The sequence below is a fragment of the Brevibacillus sp. NPDC003359 genome, assembly GCF_042878995.1.
Lineage (GTDB): Bacteria > Bacillota > Bacilli > Brevibacillales > Brevibacillaceae > Brevibacillus.
Window position 1 is genome coordinate 1 of record NZ_JBIAOR010000027.1, and the last position, 18,079, is coordinate 18,079.

Sequence of the window (18,079 nt, forward strand, 5' to 3'; positions counted from 1 at the left end):
ATTTGTGAAGAAAGAGCTATTTGTTTTTCGGGACAACAGCATCGACGAACTGGCTGATAGTATTCTTGTTCAATTTGTCTCCGTGTGTCGATACTGCGTACTGCAATTTCTTGCCGGAAGCCTCTGTTACCCAGACAATTCTTTTACTAACCCAGTCTTTTCCAGCTTCTTCTGTATACAGCACTTCCGTTTTGCCTACTTTTATTACCTCTTTTTTCAGTTTATCCAGGTCAACTACATACGTTGTGCTGTCCTCAACGTCTTCGTAATTGGTGATGTTGAAATTTAAATAGCTTCCCTCTGAATCCTTGTATGTCGCATACAAATAATCCAGCTCATTCGTCCATTCCAAGGGCTGCATGACGAATTCTTTCTTTTCCTTTTCGGCCTGTTTATACAAAGCCTCTTTGTCATACTGGTTTTTGATATCATTCGCCAATTGAGCATCTAAGAAGGTAAAGCCTCCTGGCAATGTCTCCGGCACAACAATTCCTTCTCCCACTTTCTTTTGAACGTCAGCCAGGGTGGTATACGAGAACGGCGTTGATACCCTGAAAACAAGCTTTTTCGGATTGTTAGCAACGATATACAGTGTTGCTGCAGTCCCCGGCTCCAGAGAATGCTCGATTTCCCAGCGTTTATTGTATAGTGCATCCGTTTCAGGATCGAGCTCTTTCACAATTTTCGATTTACCTTGATATAGTGATGAATCTTTCTCTTGATACAGCACCTCACCCTTCTCATTCTTCAACTGATAGTACTGGACAGCGGCATAGCCCGTTGTGAGGCTGGCAATCAAGCCAATGGCAACTAATATGCTCACCTTGTATTTCACAAAAAATCTCTCCTTCTCTCGTTTGATCTTTGTCATCACTTGCTTGCTAATGTCAATCTCCTGCGGGATGCGCGGGTCATTGAACAGGTCCTTAATACTCTCGTGCGATTTGTTTGGACTCATCGTGAGCTGACCCTCCCTTCCCTGAAAGAGAATAAGCGGATCGGAACTTCGATGCCGTACGCTCGAATTTTTTGCGCAGACTCGCAGCGTTTTTGTTCATGATCAAGGAAATTTCCTCGTACGTCTTTTCTTCCACGCCTCGCAGTAAGAGAAGCGTTCTTTCCTCCACGGAGAGTGTCTGCATGGCAAGAAATACAGCCTCACTGAAATAAACATTTTCAATATACCGCTCGATGTCTGATTGAGGCTCTTTGTCCTGCATCACAAATGGCAACAGCTTTGTCCATTTCCTTTTTCTGATGAGATCGATGCAATGGTGATAGGCTATTTTATAAAGCCAAGCTGCGAACGGCATGGTTGAACTGTATTTTTTCAAGTTGCGATAAGCCTTGAAGAAGACCTCCTGTGTAGCATCTTCCGCTTCGCATCGATTCCCCAAAATGTGATAGCAGTAGTGAAATATGGGGGTTTGGTAGCTTTTCATGATGGCAGCGTAGCGGTCATCCGCTCCCTGAATGATCTCATCCACGAGTTCTTCTATCTGTTTCGTGTCCACTCTCTCCCTCCTTCCAACTGGTATAACGTACCACATCACCCTGTATGTGACATCGCGCACAAAAAAATGCCGCGAAGCATGTTCGCGACATTGGAAAGCCTTATTTTTTGCCGAGCTCCGGCTTGTCTTGGTAAAAGAAATTCGGCGTATGGATGGTGTTGTCGTACAGACTATGGAAAATGTGTGTAGCTGTTCCGGAGATCGGCGGAACCAGCCATGTCCAGTCACCCGTAACGGCTCGACCACATTTCTCTTCTCTTTCCTCAAATCGCTTGAATTGCTGGCTCGCCGTATGGTGATCGACAATCGATACTCCTTTTTCCTTGAAGGAATGCAGGACGGCTACATTCAGCTCGATGAGCGCTTTGTCTCTCCAAAGTGTCACTTCTTTGCTCGTATCGAGCCCCATGACCTCTGCGACCTTTGGCAGCATGTTATATCGTTCTTGGTCAGCGAAATTGCGCGCACCTATCTCCGTTCCCATGTACCAGCCGTTAAAAGGCGCGGCCAAATACTCGATACCGCCAATCTCCATGCGCATATTCGAAACAATAGGAACCCCATACCATTGCAACTCCAAATCGGCAAAGCCCGGTAGATCGGGATGCACGATCGGCACCTCCAAGACCAGCTCCTGAGGAATCTCAAAAAACTGCGGCCTCCGATCTCCAATCTGCACGACAAGCGGCAAAACGTCGTAGTTTGTGCCTTTCCCTTGCCATCCCAAGCTCTCACATAGCTTCGTCAACGAAAGCGAAACCGGGTCACCGAGTATGCCGTACTCTGTCTCATATCCCGCGTAGCGAATCAGTTGGTCATTCCAGATGCGCATGGGAGCTCTGCCTGCTACAGCAGGTGCAAAAACGGTGATGGTCGGGCGAATTTTCCCGTCATTGGTGGCAAAGTCGATGTGTCGGAGCATGGCCAGCGCCATCTCCTCTTCTGTTTCGACATGCCGCTCATCTATCACAAGTAACGATTCCCAAAAGAATCTCCCAATACATCGATTGCTGTTGCGCCAGGCCATTTTTGCTCCGTGACGAAGTTCCTCTGCTGTATGCTCATAGTATCCCTGCTGATGAATCATCTCTCGTACTTCTTGCATTCGTCGCTCGGTTTCGTCGGTTGTCTTGTCCAGTTCACCATAGCATGTCCGGATAAATTGCTCTGCCGCTTCCATCAGTTGAATTGGTTCCATATTACCCTCTTTTCACGTTGAAGGGTGCCTCTTCGCTGTTATTTTCTTCATCGTAGAATTTTGTTACCTACATTGTAAAATTACTCGTGATTGATTACCAATCATGTAGGCATTTGGACACATATCTGTAAGAAACACCTACGGAAAAGCTCTCCTAGTTCAAAAGTTGTAACGTCACGGTCTTTTCGCCGATGAAATAAATAAAGATTACCCAGAGTAGGTAAAGAAAGGTAGGAAGCGATATGAAACGCCTCATCCTCTTATTAGCACTTATTATTGGACGAGCAAATAGAAGACCAAACCTTGTTACTCCCATAAAAACACCTCCACTTCCTCAACCGGCATGGAGGTGTTTTTATGTAGACGAAAAAAGACAGGTGCTTGCACACCCGTCCTTTTCCTAAACAATCATCTCGTTCCACATCTCTGCCTTACTCAAGGAAACAGCATCTGCTCCACCCTTCAACGCTTCATTCACCTGTTCCCTATTCCAGATCAACCCGCCCAAAATAATCGGCTGCGACAGATGCTCTTTGATAAAAGAAATAATAGAAGGCGCTATCCCCGGCATGATCTCAATCGCATCTGGCTGGTTTTCCAAGACGTTTTTGATGGTCGTCGTGAGAGAGGTCGAATCGATCAAAAAGACGCGCTGGATCGTCAGCATCCCTTCCTTTTTGGCCGCGCGAATCATCGGTCCTTTGGTAGTGACAATGCCCGTTGGTTGAATATAGGTGGACAAGAAACGAAAAGCCTCTTTGTCATTGGACAGGCCATTCATAAGGTCTGTGTGCAAAAAAATCGGCTTGCTCGACTGACGGATCGTTTCGGCCTCCTCCATCAGCTTGGTCAGCTTTCCGTACATCAAAAGGATCGCACAAGCTCGGGACGCCATCGCCTCTCCCAAGCGATCCTGTTCGGTTGCCGCAATAATCGGATTCGTTTTCAAAATCGTTTGCATGTCCATGTTATTCGCCTCCTGCCCGCAGTAGCCGTTCAACACTGACCTCAGCGCAGCCAAGCTGCTTTGTCTCTACAACCCAATGACCTGCGAATCCGTTGTCTTTCAAAAGTGACAGGATCGAAGTAAACGGGATCGTTCCATCGCCTATCGCCAAATGATCGTCAAGCTTGCCAAAGTTATCACTCAGGTGAAGAGCGGACAAATAAGGAAGCACCTCCTGCAATGCATCGATTGCATATCCTGGACGAATCAAATGGGCATGGCCTACGTCGTACACGATCCGCACGCGAGACGAATCGACATTCTGGCATATACGCACGAGATCCTCGACGTTCCACCCCAGCACTCTTGGATAAGGGGGAACATTCTCGACCGTCAGGATGGTTCTGCCCTCTGCGGACAGCTCGTTGGTCAACACGTGGAGTGCCTGACTCACATTTTCCACACCTCTGGCACGCTCGCCTTCCGCGAGTCGATCTGCTACTTCCCCCGCATGCATCACGACGTGCGTGCAGTCGAGAAAGCTAGCAATCTCCAGGCAGCGCTTCATCGTGTCCATTGTTTGCTCCCGGGCTGCTCCTGAGTCCGCCGCCAGATTGCAGCCGCTAATCGGCGCATGAATCGACCAGGCAATCCCTCTCTCTTTTCCCTGCTGCTTCAACTCTCTCAGCTGCTCCCAGGACCAGTCCAAGAGGTCCCCATGATTCTCTTCACACATAATCTCGATGGCCTTCCAATCATGGTGCAAAAGCTGAACGATAGCATCACGCAGGGACAGATCGAATAACGCATAGGTGGATACCGCAAACGAGCTCTTGTCTCTCATCATTCATAACCCTCCCTCTTATTTCACGCCGGAGTGGATGAAGCTGTTGATAAACTGCCGCTGGAACAACAGAAATGCCAGCAACAACGGAAAAATCACCATGACCGTCGCTGCACTTACCTCGGCCCACTGCGCCCCCGTCTCAAACGATTGGGCAAAAATCGCCAGACCGACCGTCAACGGGCGATTTTCCACGGAATTCGTAATAATTAGCGGCCACATGAAGTTGTTCCAATGGTAGCTGACCGAGACCAAACCAAAAGCGATGTAGGTCGGCTTCGCTAACGGAACGTACACTCGCCACAAAATCTGGAACCAGGAGCAGCCCTCCATCCGTGCCGCCTCCTCCAGCTCGTTCGGGATCGTCTTGAAGGTTTGCCGCAATAGAAAGACCCCGAAGGCAGAAGCGAAGTACGGCAGCATAATGCCGATTTTCGTATCCAGCAAAGACAAGTCACGCAGGACGTTATAGTTGGGGAAAATCAAGATATCTGCCGGGACCATCAGCTGGATCAGGAACAGGACAAACAGCACGTCCTTTCCCCAAAATTGCAGCTTCGCAAAGGCATAGGCTGCCAATGTAGCCGTAATGATTTGCGCCACCAAAATACCAGTCACGATCAAAAAGGTGTTGATATAGTACTGGTCAAAGGGCGCTGCGTCCCACACCTTCGCATAGTTATCGAGTGTAAAATCTGCACTGAGCGACCAAGAAGTCGCCAGCTCCCTCGGGCGAAAGGAAGTCCAGACCGCCCAGAGCAAAGGAAACAACCAAAGAACGGCCAAGCCGTACATTCCAGCCGTTGTGATTTTGCGAAGCATCTGCCATCCCCCCTTAGTTGTAATGAATCTTTCTATCCATTCCAAAAAACTGAAAAGCAGCGACCAACAACAGCAACACGACCATGACAATCGTCAATGCGGAAGCCATTCCTTGATCCCAGAAAGAAAACGCCGTCTCGTATATGTAGTACAGCAAGAGATTGCTGGCATTATCCGGTCCGCCTTTGGTCATGATCACCAAATGGTCCACCAGCTTGAAAGAGTTGGTGAAGGCGATAATACTGACAAACATCGTCGTTGGCATAAGGAGTGGAAAGGTGATGCGGCGAAAAACCGTCCACGACGATGCCCCTTCCATAGAGGCGGATTCGTATAGCTCCTGTGAAATGTTTTGCAGCCCCGCCAAATAAAAGATCATGAAATAACCCGCTTCCTTCCAAATGACCATGAAGATCATCGCCCACATCACATTTTTCTGATCGCCGAGCCAGTTCATGTCGCCTTTTCCGAACCACTCCATTACATGACTAAGCGCTCCGTACTCCGGTGTGTAAATAAACAGCCAGATGTTCGCCACTGCAATCATCGGAACAACTGTCGGGTAAAAATAAGCCGTGCGGATAAAGCTCTTCCCTCGTAATGCTTTGTTGGCGAACAGAGCCATACCCAGCGCAAGAGCCACACTCGTCGGCACCGTTCCGATTGCAAACCAGATATTGTTGGTTAGCACCTTCCAAAACACTTCATCTTCCACCATTTGTTTATAATTATCTATCCCGTTAAAAAACGGCTCTGGAGAACCCAGATCCGCTTGATGAAAACTGAGTATGAACGTTTGTATCACCGGATAGAAAGTAAACAGCAGCAGGAAGATGAGGGAGGGAAGGAGCAAGAGCCAGGCGTACATGTTCACTTTCCATTTTGCGCGTAGTTCCCCCATTGTCGCTCCCCCATTACCTTGCTTGATTTATTTGTTGAACGGCGCCAGCATCTTGTCCGCTTCTTCCTGCGCTTTTTTCAATGCTTCCGCAGGCTCGGATTGCCCTGTAATTACCGATTGCAGCGTGTCGTTCAAGAGCTTTGTCACTTTGCCGTTATTGTGTGTAGACAGCTCAGCATGACCGTATTCCAGCTGGTCGCGAGCCACTGCTGCTGCCGGGAAGTCCTTGACGTATTGCTTCATCGTGTCTTCCTCGTAAGCAGATTTGCGTGTAGCAACATAGCCAGTATCGACACTCCACTGAGCAGCGCGCTTAGGCTCGGTCATAAAGCGAATGAACTTCCATGCTGCTTCCTGTTTCTTTTCATCCGTTCCCTTGAACATGTAGAAATTGCCGCCACCTGTCGGGCTACCGTAGTTCTTTTTCGCTGGCAAAAACGCTACGCCAAAATCAAACTTCGCGCTCTTCTTCACGTTCGTCAAATTGCCTGTCGTATGGAACATCATCGCTGCTTTGCCCTCTAAGAAATCAGACGGCACAGTTGCCCACTCGTTGACGCCTTCAGGCATGACTTGATGCTTTTTGGACAAATCTAACCAAAATTGCAGGGCTTCTACATTTTCTGGCGTATCCAAAAACACTTTTTTACCATCTTCGGACATCAGGTTCTTGCCGTTTTGCAGAGCAAGTGCTTGGAACATCCAATACGTGAAGCTCGAGGAAGGAATCTCGATGCCATAGCGTCCGTCCTTTTTCAATTTGGCAGCGTACTGAACCAGCTCATCCCATGATGTCGGCGGTTTTTCCGGATCAAGCCCTACTTCCTTGAACGCGTCCTTGTCGTAATAGAGCACGATGGTGCTACGCTGGAACGGGATGCTGTATGTCTTTCCGTCTACTTGGGAATTCGCCAAAAAGCCCGGGAAGAAATCATTTACGTATTCGCTGCCGCCATCCTTGGCAATAAAGTCGTCCAACGGAAGGATGGCATCCATGTCCATCATCGTATGCAGCTCAGTTGAGAGCATCACCGCTACGTCTGGAGGCGTCTTGCCCTGTACAGCCGCCTGTACTTTTGTCGTCGTATCCTGATAGCTGCCCGTATAGACTGGCTTGACTGTGATATCTGGGTTTTCTTTGTTAAATTCCTCTGCCATTCCGTCCACGATCTTGGTCAAGGGACCTCCAACCGCAACCGGATAATAGAAGGACAGCTCTGTTTTGCCTGATGAATTGGCTCCTTGCGCCGCATTGTTCGTGGACGAAGAATTGCCACTGGAGCACCCAGTGATCAGACTCATACTCATGACGACCGCAAACAAGCTTTTGACAACTTTACGCATCGCAGTACCTCTCCCTTTTCTTTTCTCAATTGGTCGTAACCGCTAGGTTTTTTCCGGTTTCTACATCAAACACGTTCACCTGAGCAGGATCAAAACGAACGTGCATGGTTTCGCCTCTTTTGCAGTGCCATTGCCCGTTCCATTTGGCCTTCCACAGCTTGTCTCCCATGGTGAATTCCACAATGGTCTCCGAACCAAGAATCTCTACGCCCTGCACGGTGACAGGAAGCTGGCAGGAAGCATCGGCAGATCGACCTTCCTCTACAGGCTGTAAGGATTCAGGACGCAGACCGAGAACGACCAGGGTCTGGTCCTTGATGCCGTTAAACAATGGCAGCGGCAAAAAGATCTGATCATGGCTACCTGTCAGCTCAATCCCTGCTTGATCGCCTGCCCGCCAAATGGCAGGTACCGTATTCATCGGGGGTGCCCCCGTAAACTCCGCCACGAACAAATTCGCTGGATGGTTGTAGACGTCGAGCGGTTTTCCGACTTGCTGAACCTCGCCGTCACGCAGGACCATCATGCGGTCTGCCATCGTCATCGCTTCCACCTGATCGTGCGTAACGTAAATCATCGTGATGCCCAGCTCTTGCTGCAATCGACGGATTTCCGTGCGCATGTGCCCGCGCAGCTTGGCATCCAGATTGGACAACGGCTCGTCCATCAGGCAGATGGGATGCTGACTGACGATGGCCCGTCCGAGTGCAACGCGCTGTCTTTGTCCCCCGGATAATTCCTTTGGCTTGCGCTGCAAAAGATGCGCGATGCCCAACATCTCCGCCACACGCTCCAACCGCCTGCCCTGCTCTGCTTTGTCTACTTTTCGAACCTGCAAACCAAACAAAATATTATCTTTTACCGTCAAATGCGGATAAAGTGCGTAATTTTGAAAAACCATGGAGATGTTTCGCCCGCTCGGAGGAACTTGATTCATCGGCTTTCCGCCAATCAACAGCTCTCCCGTGCTGATCTCCTCCAGCCCGGCAATCATGCGCAGTGTGGTTGATTTCCCACAACCAGAAGGCCCTACCAGCACGAAAAATTCTCCTGGCAGAATACGAGCGCTCACTTCATTGACTACCTTCTGGCCCCCATACATCTTGGAAATGCGCCGCAATTCCACTTCAGCCACGACTTTCCCCCCTGAACCTCTCGCTGTTTTTTTACGTATCACTCGACTATAACAATTGCTTACTAAGGTAATATTTGGGTATTGTAAAGTTTTTGTGCATAGTCGGTAATAATCCCCCCGACTCCCGCCTCGGTTGCCCGCTTCATATCTGCTTCCTCGTTAACGGTATACACGGTCAAAATGATTCCCCGATGCTTGGCAAATCGGATTAGCTCTGGCGTGACAATCTGATGGTTGATAAAGTATTGGGCATTCAGTTGAACCGCGTCTGTTACCTGCTTTTCGGCATACTGTTCCAGCTGTTCCTTTGGCTTGGTCCCGCTCAAGGTAAAGCCTAGTCCCAATTCCGGATTCAGCTTGGCGAAACGCTCCAATACTTCTGAGCTAAAGCTGCTGACAATCACATCTTCAACCATGTCGTGCTCCTTGATGGCCTTCGCCATTTCCTTTTCGTACCCAATCCCCTTTGCTTCCAGAATGACCACCGCTTTGCCCTTGGCCGCTTCCAGCAATTCACCCATGGTAGGAATGACAGCATCAGTAATCTCAGACTGGTACCAGGAGGGATTTGCTGGATCGAGCTTGTTAGCGTTCAATTCGCGCAGTTCCTTCAGCGTGAAATCCTTTACCTTCCCTGTCCCGTTGGTGGTACGCTCCAGATCAAAATCGTGGATCAGGACAAGGTGGCCATCCTTTGTTTTGTGGACATCTGTCTCGATGATCTCCACACCCAGTTCCATCGCTTCTTCAAAGGCGTACATCGTGTTTTCCGGCTTTAAAGAAGGGATACCTCGATGCGCCATGACCATCGGAGGTTGCGTGATGCTTTTCTCAGGGTACGCAGCAAGCAGCTCATGCACCTCTTTGGGAACGTGCGAGACAACCCCTGCCACACCCATCTCGATCATTTCACTCGCTTGGCTTTTGTTCGCCCGATCGATTCCCCAGACCGACAACCCGCGATTGCGGAAGTAGCGAATGACATCCTCAGTCATCGCCGTTTGCGAGAGAACGACCACATTGGAACGACTACTCCTGGCTGAGCGTACGAGCTCCCTTTGCTTCTTTTCGTTCAGCTTGCCGTCGACATGCACGAGGGCACCACGGTATTCGTTGTTTTTATCCCGCATTGCTTGGACGATTTCTGGATGGGAAGACACAATATGCACATCAGTGAGGTTCTCTTTCTGAAGCAGGCGATCGACCTCCGCTACCAATTTCTTGTCTTCGATATGAATCACCGGGATCGCCTTGCCCTTGATCTGGTTTAGCACCTCGTCCAGAGGTGTGCCGTCCTGGGTGACGACTCCGTTCTTCCCGGATTTCTTCACCGGAATAAATATGGAAGACGCTTCTGCATCCAAAATCGCATCGATCTCGGACTGCTTGTCGTACATGGCAATCACCGTCGGAGGAAGGACAATTCCTGTCTTGGGCTCAGGGACAATCAGCACGTCGTCCTTCATATCCGAGACCGGAATCTTGTCTTTTTGTGCATTTGGCCCGAACAACAGCTCTCCGGGAGTAGGTTTAGGTTGATCGACAAAATCGGCGGAAGCATCATTCGTGTCCTTTTCCGTCAGGCGTTCCATCGAGTGACCGCCAGCTACTCCCGGATGAGAGGTGACTCCCGGAACCTTCGCATCCATATAAGCCATTGAATCCACCACATTGTACTCAGGATCCATCAGAATGACATGGTCACCGCCATTCGCCAAATAGATGCTGCCTGTCGCCCAATCCGTCGGCAACAGCTCAGGAACGTCCTCCATGGAATCGAACAATTCAAAATCAGGAGTAACTTCATGGCGCTCCACGATTCCGTCTGCATAGCGGGAAATGACAATTGTCTGGTAAGGCTCAATCATCGTGCCTTCCGGAAACGCATGCATCCCTTCATTTCCTCCACGCTTTTCCTCGTCGCCTATCATGTATCCACTCAAATCAATCGGATCGTTGGAGATATTGGTGATTTCGATAAACTCGCCTGTGCTTTCATCAAAAAGCGGATCATTGACGACTTCTGTGATGAGCAAGGTTTTGCTCACCGCGCTTTGCGCCATCGCAGGCACACTGCCCGTAACCAGACTTGCTGCCATTAGTGACCACAACCACTTTTTGCTGCTCTTTCCCAACTCCATCTCCCATGCCTCCTCGTTTTCCTACTCGACTTGCTCCATGGCTTCCATTGTCGGAAGGATGTAATCTGGTTGAATCTCCGTGGCTTCCAGTTCGCGACTGGTCGTCACCCCTGTCAATACCAGCGCCGTTTTCATGCCGCTGTTTTTCCCAAGTAAAATGTCCGTCTCCAAACGGTCACCCACCATGACGCATCTTTCTGGTTGCACATGAAGCTGTTGCAAAACCTGATCGGCGTAGTACCGGGACGGCTTGCCAGTCATCGCCCAGACAGAGGCTCCACCAGCCGTTTCAATCGCTCTCGCCAACGCCCATGTATCAGGAATGGCACCCCCTGGCACCGGACATACCGGATCGGGGTTCGCTACGATCAGGTGGGCTCCATTTCGCACAGCGTCAGCAGCCTGTTGCAGCTTTTCATACGTAAATGCACGGTCCATTCCGACCAATACGTGCGTAGCTTCCTCCGCATCTTGCACCTGCTTTATATGAAAGCTCGCAATCTCTTCCTCCAGGGCAGGCTCCCCAACGATCAGGACACGCGCTTGCTCCGTATTCTCTTGGAGATACAATCCCGCCGCATAGGCAGCCGTCATGATTTCTTCCCGCCGGGCAGCCAATCCGAGCTTCTGGAGGCGAGTCTGACATGCTGTTCTTGTCTGTACCGTCGTATTGGTCAAAAACATGATTTTCTTCTGCTTCTCCCGCAGCGCGGCAAGTGTCTTTTCCACCCCAGGAAGCAGCTCATTCCCAATAAAAATCGTTCCATCCAAATCAAAAAAATACGCATCGTACCTAGCAATATCTAGCAAATCCCCTGCTCGCTCCTTTCATTCGAAAACACAAAAAGCCCTCATACACGGCAATAGCACAAAGAAACAAACCGAACGAACGGTCTTTTTCGAATCTATTGCTGTATGAGGGCTTTCTCCACGTCTCGACCCACTTACAGACGTTATTCATTTAGTTGATAGCTCGATCATATCAGGCCATTGTTAAGAGATTGTTGAGCTACTTTTGGTTTTATGTGAACAACGCCAAAACTAACCAGTGATTGTTAGCAAAAAAAGATTGCAAACTGTCTAAGAAAGAGTAAAATTCTTTGTGGATGATAATGATATTCATTGTCAACATATAATCATATAATTATGCACTCATATTAGATGAAGGGATGTCTTTTCTCATGATTCAAAAATGGAGTTATCCACTCGCCGCAGTTGTTCTCGGCTCTTCCTTGCTCGCCGCTTGTGGAAATGCACAAACACAAACCGAAGAGAAAAAACCAGAAGCTGCTCAGCCTGACAAGCCTGCCGCTGCCGATCAATCTGCGACAGCAAGCAATGCTTCTGCTACTTCTCCTGAATTGCAAGCCTCTATTGATCAGTACCGCAAATGGGTCGTTGACCAAACCGACCAATTCGTAAAAGCAACAGAGAGCTTCACCACCGCCGTCAAAGCAGGCGATATGGAGAAAGCGAAAAAAGAGTATGCTCCAGCCCGTGCTTACTTTGAGAGAATCGAACCTATCGCTGAATCTCTCGGCGATTTTGACCCGTGGATCGATGCACGTGAAGGCGATGTGCCTGATAACGAATGGCGCGGCTATCACAAATTGGAGAAAGCACTCTGGGAAACCAAGTCGGTCGCTGACCAAGGAAAAGTGGCGGATCAACTGCTGCAAGATGTGAAGCAGCTCCGCGTGAAGGTAGAGAGCGTGGAAATCGATGTGCCTATGCTGGTAACAGGTGCGGTTGAGCTCTTAAACGAAGTATCGACGAGCAAGGTGACTGGTGAGGAAGAACGCTATTCCCATACGGACTTGTACGATTTCGCCGCTAACGTAGAAGGCGCTCACGAGATTTACAAAGTATTGAAGCCTGCTGTTACGGCAAAAGACCCTGCTCTTGCAAATGAAATTGAAGCTCGCTTCGCTGATTTGGACAAAGCACTCGCACCATACCGCAAAGGCGACGGCTATATGCTGTACACCGAGTTGAAGGAAGACCAGGTGAAAAAGCTGAGTCAGTCCCTCGATGCATTGGCTGAACCATTGTCCAAAATGGGTACGATCGTAGGAGGCTAACAAGATGAATGACAAGCATCTCGCAAACACCAAAGCAGACAAAATCACACGTCGAGAAGCTTTGAAGTTGGCTGGTGTCGGGGGGATTGGACTGCTTTTAGGGGCGACAGGAGTCAATAGCCTTCTGCCCTCAGCTCCGAAAAATGAGCAAACGAGTGCCACTCCCGCCCGTGCAGATGAGATCATCCCCTTCTATGGCAAGCATCAGTCCGGGATCATTACACCTATGCAGGATTTTATCTGCATGGGTGCTTTTGATTTGACGACGACCTCGCTAGGGGATGTCCGCAAGCTGTTTCAAAGCTGGACGCAGGCGGCAGCACACATGACCGCCGGCAAAAATGTCGATGAGGAGAGCGATAACGCCCTTCTTCCTCCTGTCGATACGGGAGAAGCTATGGGCCTGCGCCCAATGAAATTGACGATCACATTTGGACTTGGCGCCTCTTTCTTTGACGAGCGCTTTGGTCTGGCAGGCAAACGCCCAGCTCCCTTGGTCGATTTGCCTCGCTTCAACAGCGATGAAATGCGGAAAGAATGGTCGGATGGCGATATCGTCGTGCAGGTCTGTGCCAACGATCCACAGGTCGCCTTCCATGCCCTGCGGAATTTGGCCCGGATCGCTCGAGGTAAAGCTGTCCTCCACTGGCTACAGGAAGGCTTCCAGCGTACCAGCGCATCCGACCCGACTGGCTCCACACCACGAAATCTGATGGGATTCAAGGATGGTACGAACAATCCGCAGGTGAACGACCCCGCTACCGCAAATGAAGTCGTCTGGTCTCACACTGCTGAAAGTCCCGCGTGGATGGCAGGTGGAAGCTACATGGTCATGCGTCGAATCCGCATGCGGATCGAGGTATGGGATCGCTCCTCCCTCACCGATCAGGAGAATACGTTTGGCCGTCATCGTTTAACCGGAGCTCCTCTTGGCAAAGCAAATGAGTTCGACGAGCTGGAGCTGGATCGTAAGGATGCCAAGGGCAAACCCGTCGTTCCTGTGGATTCCCATGTCGCCTTGGCCCATATGGAGGGCAAGGTAAAAATTTTGCGGCGCGGTTACTCTTATTCGAGTGGAATGGATCTCAAGACTGGTCAGCTCGATGCTGGGCTTTTGTTCATTTGCTTCAATCGTGATCCGCGCAAGCAATTCATTCCGATGCAACAAAAACTCGCATCCGTCGACCTGCTCAATGAATATATCACCCATGTCGGCAGTGGTTTGTACGCCTGTCTTCCTGGTGCAAGTGAGGGCGGATACATCGGGGACACGCTATTTTAACCAACTATGTGGGATGGAGTGAACACCTTGAAACGCTATCTGTATATCATTTGTACGTGCATGCTGCTATGGACATCTGCTCTGTCTGCTGCTGTAGCCGCGCCGCTGTTGCCAGAGCAGCTCAAGCAAATGATCGCCCTCTCCAGCGATGCCTTGATTAGCAGCGGAGATAACAACTGGGAAGAAGTAACCAAAGCGATCAGCAGTATGAAGAGCATCTGGGAGGGCAATTCGGAAGAAACCTCCGCAGATGCACAAGCATTGACGCAAGCACTCGCTGAAGCAGAACAAGCCCTTGCCCAAGCAAAGGCGAATCCTGACACTGCAAAAGCAGCCATCTCCAATCTGGCAAAAGCGACGGATCGTTTCGTCTCGTCCAAAGAAGACGGCGGTCAACCAAAAGAAAGAGCACACAAGCAAATTGCAGCATTGCTACCGCTCTTGCAAAACAGCATGACAGCCATCACGGAAGGAGATCTGGCAAAAGCCAAGCAATCGTACAACAGCTTCGTCACCGGTTGGTACAAGGCAGAGGGTCTTGTCCGCGCGGAAAATACCGCGGTATACGGCGATATGGAAATCAAAATCAGCAGTGCCCGCATTGCCTTGAATACAGAACCTCCCGACCCTAAAAAGAGCGCAGAGAAAGTACAGGCACTCATTACCGCAGTAGACAATTATTTGTCAGGAAAGGCAGTCCAGCAGGCCGCTGCGAATCCTTCTTCCGAGCAGCCTTCTATCTCGTCTCTACTGGCACTCCTTGCATCGGTAGAAACAGATATCGCCAATCAGGACGCAACCGCTGCTTCGGGCAAAATGGAGACCTTTATTACTAGCTGGCCCTCTGTAGAAGGTGTGGTCATGACCAAATCGCCTGCTACCTACAGCAGTATCGAAGCCAAGATGGTCGCCGTCCCGACACTCATCCTGTCCAATCCCCCGCAATGGGAAAAGGCGACGGCTCATCTTGTGGAAATGAAGGCAGAGCTTGCGCCATTTGCGACAGCATCCTCGTACACCGCTTGGGATGCAGGACTCATCTTGTTCCGTGAAGGACTGGAGGCCATCTTGATCATCGTCTCCCTACTTACTGTCCTGAACAAGTCAGGCAATGCCGACAAGCGCAAATGGATTTGGTCTGGGTCAATTGCCGGGATCGTAGTTTCCGCTATTCTTGCCGTCATCCTCAGTTTCGTTTTCTCCAACCTCTCCACAGGCAGCTCGCGAGAAACGATTGAGGGAGTAACCGGACTGATTGCCGTCTTCTTTATGGTGACGATCGGTGCCTGGTTGCATAAGAAGTCCAATTTGCAGGCATGGAATCGGTTTGTCGAGAAATCTATCGGCTCTTCTTTGGCAAAAGGAGCTCTGTGGTCCCTCTCATTCACCGCCTTTCTCGCTGTTGCCCGCGAAGGGGCCGAAACGATTATCTTTTACATGGGGATGGCCGCTACGATCTCCATGACAGACCTGGCGATCGGCATTTTGAGCGCGCTTGTCGTCTTGGCCGTGATTGGCTTTGTTATCATCAAGCTCAGTGCACGTATTCCGGTTCGTCCGTTCTTTTTCGTCGCTAGTCTCTTACTCTACTATATGGCGTTTAAATTCGTGGGCGTCAGCATCCACGCTTTGCAGGTGACGGGAAGCTTATCTGCACACAGCAGTGATTACTTGTTGTATGCACCGACTCTCGGCATTTACGCGAGCTGGGAAACGACGATCCCGCAATTGATCATACTGGTGATCGTTCTCGTCAATTTGGTCCTGTATTCGCGGAAAAAAACAGCCGCTCCTATTCCGCGGGTGAACTAAAACAAAACCTGAAAACGCAGCTCCTTCATGAGGGCTGCGTTTTCTTGTAAACACCGATATTATTTTTGGCAATCATTCTTTATCGCAAGTTCACATTTTTTCTGTTATCGTTAAATTTTTATGGGACAAGTTATGTTACCATATTACAGGTGTAACCTTCTTTTTACATTTTTCGTCATTACAATGTACAAGATTCGATACTTGGATAGGGGTTAGATATGGGGGCAACATCAAATTCTGTTAAAGTTGACGTCAAAACAACGCCACGCGTTCGACAAAATATGGTCTATCTATTAGTGAAGCAGCTTCGTCCACATCAATGGACGAAAAACCTGCTAGTCTTTGCTGCCTTGCTATTTTCCTTGCACAAAGTAAGTCCGGATGTCATTGGAAAATCAGTGCTGGCCTTCCTTCTGTTTTGTTTCGTATCCGGCTGTGTCTACATCCTCAATGATTTTGTCGATATCAAAAATGACCGAAATCACCCAGAAAAACAGTTCCGGCCCATGGCTTCTGGTGCATTGCCGCCAGCGCTCGCATTAGCATTCGGTGCGTTTTTACTACTGGGTTCCCTTTTTAGTGCTTATTATTTTGACCGATTATTCGCGCTCGTACTGTTCGTTTACTTTGTACTTAATGTCGGTTACTCGCTGAAGCTGAAGCATGTGGTCATTCTGGACGTCATGATTATCTCAGCCGGTTTTGTTTTACGTGCCATCGGTGGAAGTCTGATGATCCAAACGCCGTTCACGCCGTGGTTTTTGCTCTGTACGATGCTGCTCGCGCTGTTTTTGGCCATCAGCAAACGTCGCCACGAGCTGATTTTGTTGCAACAGGATAAAGGAACACATCGCAAAGTTCTCGACAGTTATTCGTCCGAATTGTTAAATCAGTTGAATACGATTGTGACGACCATGACAATCATCAGCTATTCCTTGTTCACTTTTACATCGGGACGCACGATTCACTTGATGTGGACCATTCCACTCGTGATCTTTGGTATTTTCCGTTACCTGTATTTGATCACCGTCGCAGGCAAGGGCGGCAGTCCGGAAAAAGTTTTGCTTCAGGACAAGCCGATTCTCATTACCGTGTTCCTGTATGTCGTCATGGTAGCCGGGATTATTTACGTATTTGAATTTAAATAACGAAAATCAAAAAGTCGTTTTTTGAACATGAAATTACTTGCACAGATAGGTTGTGGATCAGGCTATGCCATCAATTGTTCTCATCATCATTTCCGTGATCCTCAGTGCGTGTGGACAAGTCGCGATGAAGATGGGCGCATCCTCGCTCACCAGCAACAATGACATGCTGCTACTGAAGTTCCTACACTATTTCACGAACCTGCCGATTATGGTGGGACTTACGCTTTACGGACTTTCTGCGTTTATCTGGATTGCTGCGCTGGAAAAGGTGCAGCTCTCCTATGCTTATCCCATGGCAGCACTCGGATACGTGTTGGTAGCTGTAATGTCCTTCTTGATCTTCAACGAACCGTTGTCTCTTACACGTATTGTCGGTCTGGCGATTATCGTCTTGGGCGTCGTCGTCATTTCCCAGTCATAATCATCACGTAGAGGAGTTTTATCATGTTATATGCGGTAGCGCCGTTTATCGGCTGGCTTTTGTCCGGGATAACCAAATTTTTGATTAATTACCTCCGTTTTGGGTCCCGGGCCAAAGAAATGGTCGGGAACGGCGGGTTTCCCAGCACGCACACAACCGTTATGGTCACGACTGTGTTTTTGATTGGTTTGCAGGAGGGCTTTACTCATCCTGCATTCGGGCTGGGTGTGGCTGTGACGTTTATTGTGATCATCGATGCGACTGGATTGCGCAGAGCGGTAGGAAAGCATGCAGAGGCACTCAACAAGCTCGCAAAGGAACATCCGGACGTGTTACCCACCAAGCCTTTACGTGAAAGCATGGGACATACCAGATGGGAAATTGCCGGGGGTCTGGTACTCGGGGTACTGCTTGCGACTGGATTGCATCTGCTGGCAGCGAACCTCCCTACCCTCATTGGCTAGTAGATTCGTAGACAGGAGATTATGTT

General features: G+C 49.4%; 17 protein-coding genes. 6 read left to right on the top strand and 11 right to left on the bottom strand.

All coding sequences use genetic code 11. The features are described 5' to 3' along the window. Positions 1-16: 16 nt before the first annotated feature. The 11 genes from ACFYU8_RS30235 to ACFYU8_RS30285 all read right to left on the bottom strand — a co-directional run bounded on the left by ACFYU8_RS30235 (position 17) and on the right by ACFYU8_RS30285 (position 11,655). Entirely contained in the window at positions 17-958 is a 942-nt protein-coding gene (locus ACFYU8_RS30235) for a hypothetical protein (RefSeq protein ID WP_390306804.1), read from the bottom strand. Continuing rightward, positions 927-1,514 carry an RNA polymerase sigma factor gene (locus ACFYU8_RS30240; protein WP_390306806.1) on the bottom strand — a complete coding sequence of 196 codons (588 nt, stop codon included), beginning with the start codon at positions 1,512-1,514 and terminating at the stop codon, positions 927-929. Before ACFYU8_RS30240 ends, ACFYU8_RS30235 begins: the two co-directional genes overlap by 32 nt. A 100-nt stretch (positions 1,515-1,614) precedes the next feature. Continuing rightward, on the bottom strand, positions 1,615-2,712 hold the full coding sequence (locus ACFYU8_RS30245; RefSeq protein WP_390306808.1) for a nitric oxide synthase oxygenase: 1,098 nt from the start codon (positions 2,710-2,712) through the stop codon (positions 1,615-1,617). Positions 2,713-3,112: 400 nt separating this feature from the next. Further along, a complete protein-coding gene (locus ACFYU8_RS30250; protein WP_390306810.1) occupies positions 3,113-3,679 on the bottom strand; it encodes a glycerol-3-phosphate responsive antiterminator in 567 nt (188 codons plus the stop codon). 1 nt (position 3,680) lies between these two features. Continuing rightward, on the bottom strand, positions 3,681-4,502 hold the full coding sequence (locus ACFYU8_RS30255; RefSeq protein WP_390306865.1) for a sugar phosphate isomerase/epimerase family protein: 822 nt from the start codon (positions 4,500-4,502) through the stop codon (positions 3,681-3,683). Between the two features lie 18 nt (positions 4,503-4,520). Further along, positions 4,521-5,324 carry a carbohydrate ABC transporter permease gene (locus tag ACFYU8_RS30260; RefSeq protein ID WP_390306812.1) on the bottom strand — a complete coding sequence of 268 codons (804 nt, stop codon included), beginning with the start codon at positions 5,322-5,324 and terminating at the stop codon, positions 4,521-4,523. Between the two features lie 13 nt (positions 5,325-5,337). After that, positions 5,338-6,225, bottom strand: a complete 888-nt coding sequence (locus ACFYU8_RS30265; protein ID WP_390306814.1) for a carbohydrate ABC transporter permease — start codon at positions 6,223-6,225, stop codon at positions 5,338-5,340. A gap of 27 nt (positions 6,226-6,252) precedes the next feature. Continuing rightward, complete coding sequence (locus ACFYU8_RS30270; protein ID WP_390306816.1) at positions 6,253-7,569, bottom strand: ABC transporter substrate-binding protein; 1,317 nt, start codon at positions 7,567-7,569, stop codon at positions 6,253-6,255. Positions 7,570-7,594: 25 nt separating this feature from the next. Then, positions 7,595-8,704: an ABC transporter ATP-binding protein gene (locus ACFYU8_RS30275; protein ID WP_390306819.1), complete on the bottom strand. Its 1,110-nt coding sequence runs from the start codon at positions 8,702-8,704 to the stop codon at positions 7,595-7,597. A 62-nt stretch (positions 8,705-8,766) separates the two neighbouring features. After that, a complete protein-coding gene (locus ACFYU8_RS30280) occupies positions 8,767-10,845 on the bottom strand; it encodes a glycerophosphodiester phosphodiesterase family protein (protein ID WP_390306821.1) in 2,079 nt (692 codons plus the stop codon). A 21-nt stretch (positions 10,846-10,866) separates the two neighbouring features. Next, the gene (locus tag ACFYU8_RS30285) at positions 10,867-11,655 is read right to left on the bottom strand and encodes an HAD-IIA family hydrolase (protein WP_390306823.1); all 789 of its coding nucleotides are present in this window, start codon (positions 11,653-11,655) and stop codon (positions 10,867-10,869) included. A gap of 371 nt (positions 11,656-12,026) precedes the next feature. Between ACFYU8_RS30285 and efeO the strand changes: the two genes are divergently transcribed. The 6 genes from efeO (at position 12,027) to ACFYU8_RS30315 (ending at position 18,053) form a co-directional block, all read left to right on the top strand. Then, on the top strand, positions 12,027-12,926 hold the full coding sequence (efeO, locus tag ACFYU8_RS30290; RefSeq protein WP_390306825.1) for an iron uptake system protein EfeO: 900 nt from the start codon (positions 12,027-12,029) through the stop codon (positions 12,924-12,926). Positions 12,927-12,930: 4 nt separating this feature from the next. Then, positions 12,931-14,208, top strand: a complete 1,278-nt coding sequence (gene efeB, locus ACFYU8_RS30295) for an iron uptake transporter deferrochelatase/peroxidase subunit (protein WP_390306827.1) — start codon at positions 12,931-12,933, stop codon at positions 14,206-14,208. Between the two features lie 27 nt (positions 14,209-14,235). Then, positions 14,236-16,020 carry an FTR1 family iron permease gene (locus ACFYU8_RS30300; RefSeq protein WP_390306829.1) on the top strand — a complete coding sequence of 595 codons (1,785 nt, stop codon included), beginning with the start codon at positions 14,236-14,238 and terminating at the stop codon, positions 16,018-16,020. Between the two features lie 218 nt (positions 16,021-16,238). Then, a complete protein-coding gene (locus ACFYU8_RS30305; protein ID WP_390306831.1) occupies positions 16,239-17,168 on the top strand; it encodes a decaprenyl-phosphate phosphoribosyltransferase in 930 nt (309 codons plus the stop codon). 64 nt (positions 17,169-17,232) lie between these two features. After that, positions 17,233-17,589, top strand: a complete 357-nt coding sequence (locus tag ACFYU8_RS30310) for an SMR family transporter (protein WP_390306833.1) — start codon at positions 17,233-17,235, stop codon at positions 17,587-17,589. 23 nt (positions 17,590-17,612) lie between these two features. Further along, positions 17,613-18,053, top strand: coding sequence for a divergent PAP2 family protein (locus ACFYU8_RS30315; protein ID WP_390306835.1), 441 nt, complete (start codon positions 17,613-17,615; stop codon positions 18,051-18,053). Positions 18,054-18,079 lie beyond the last annotated feature (26 nt).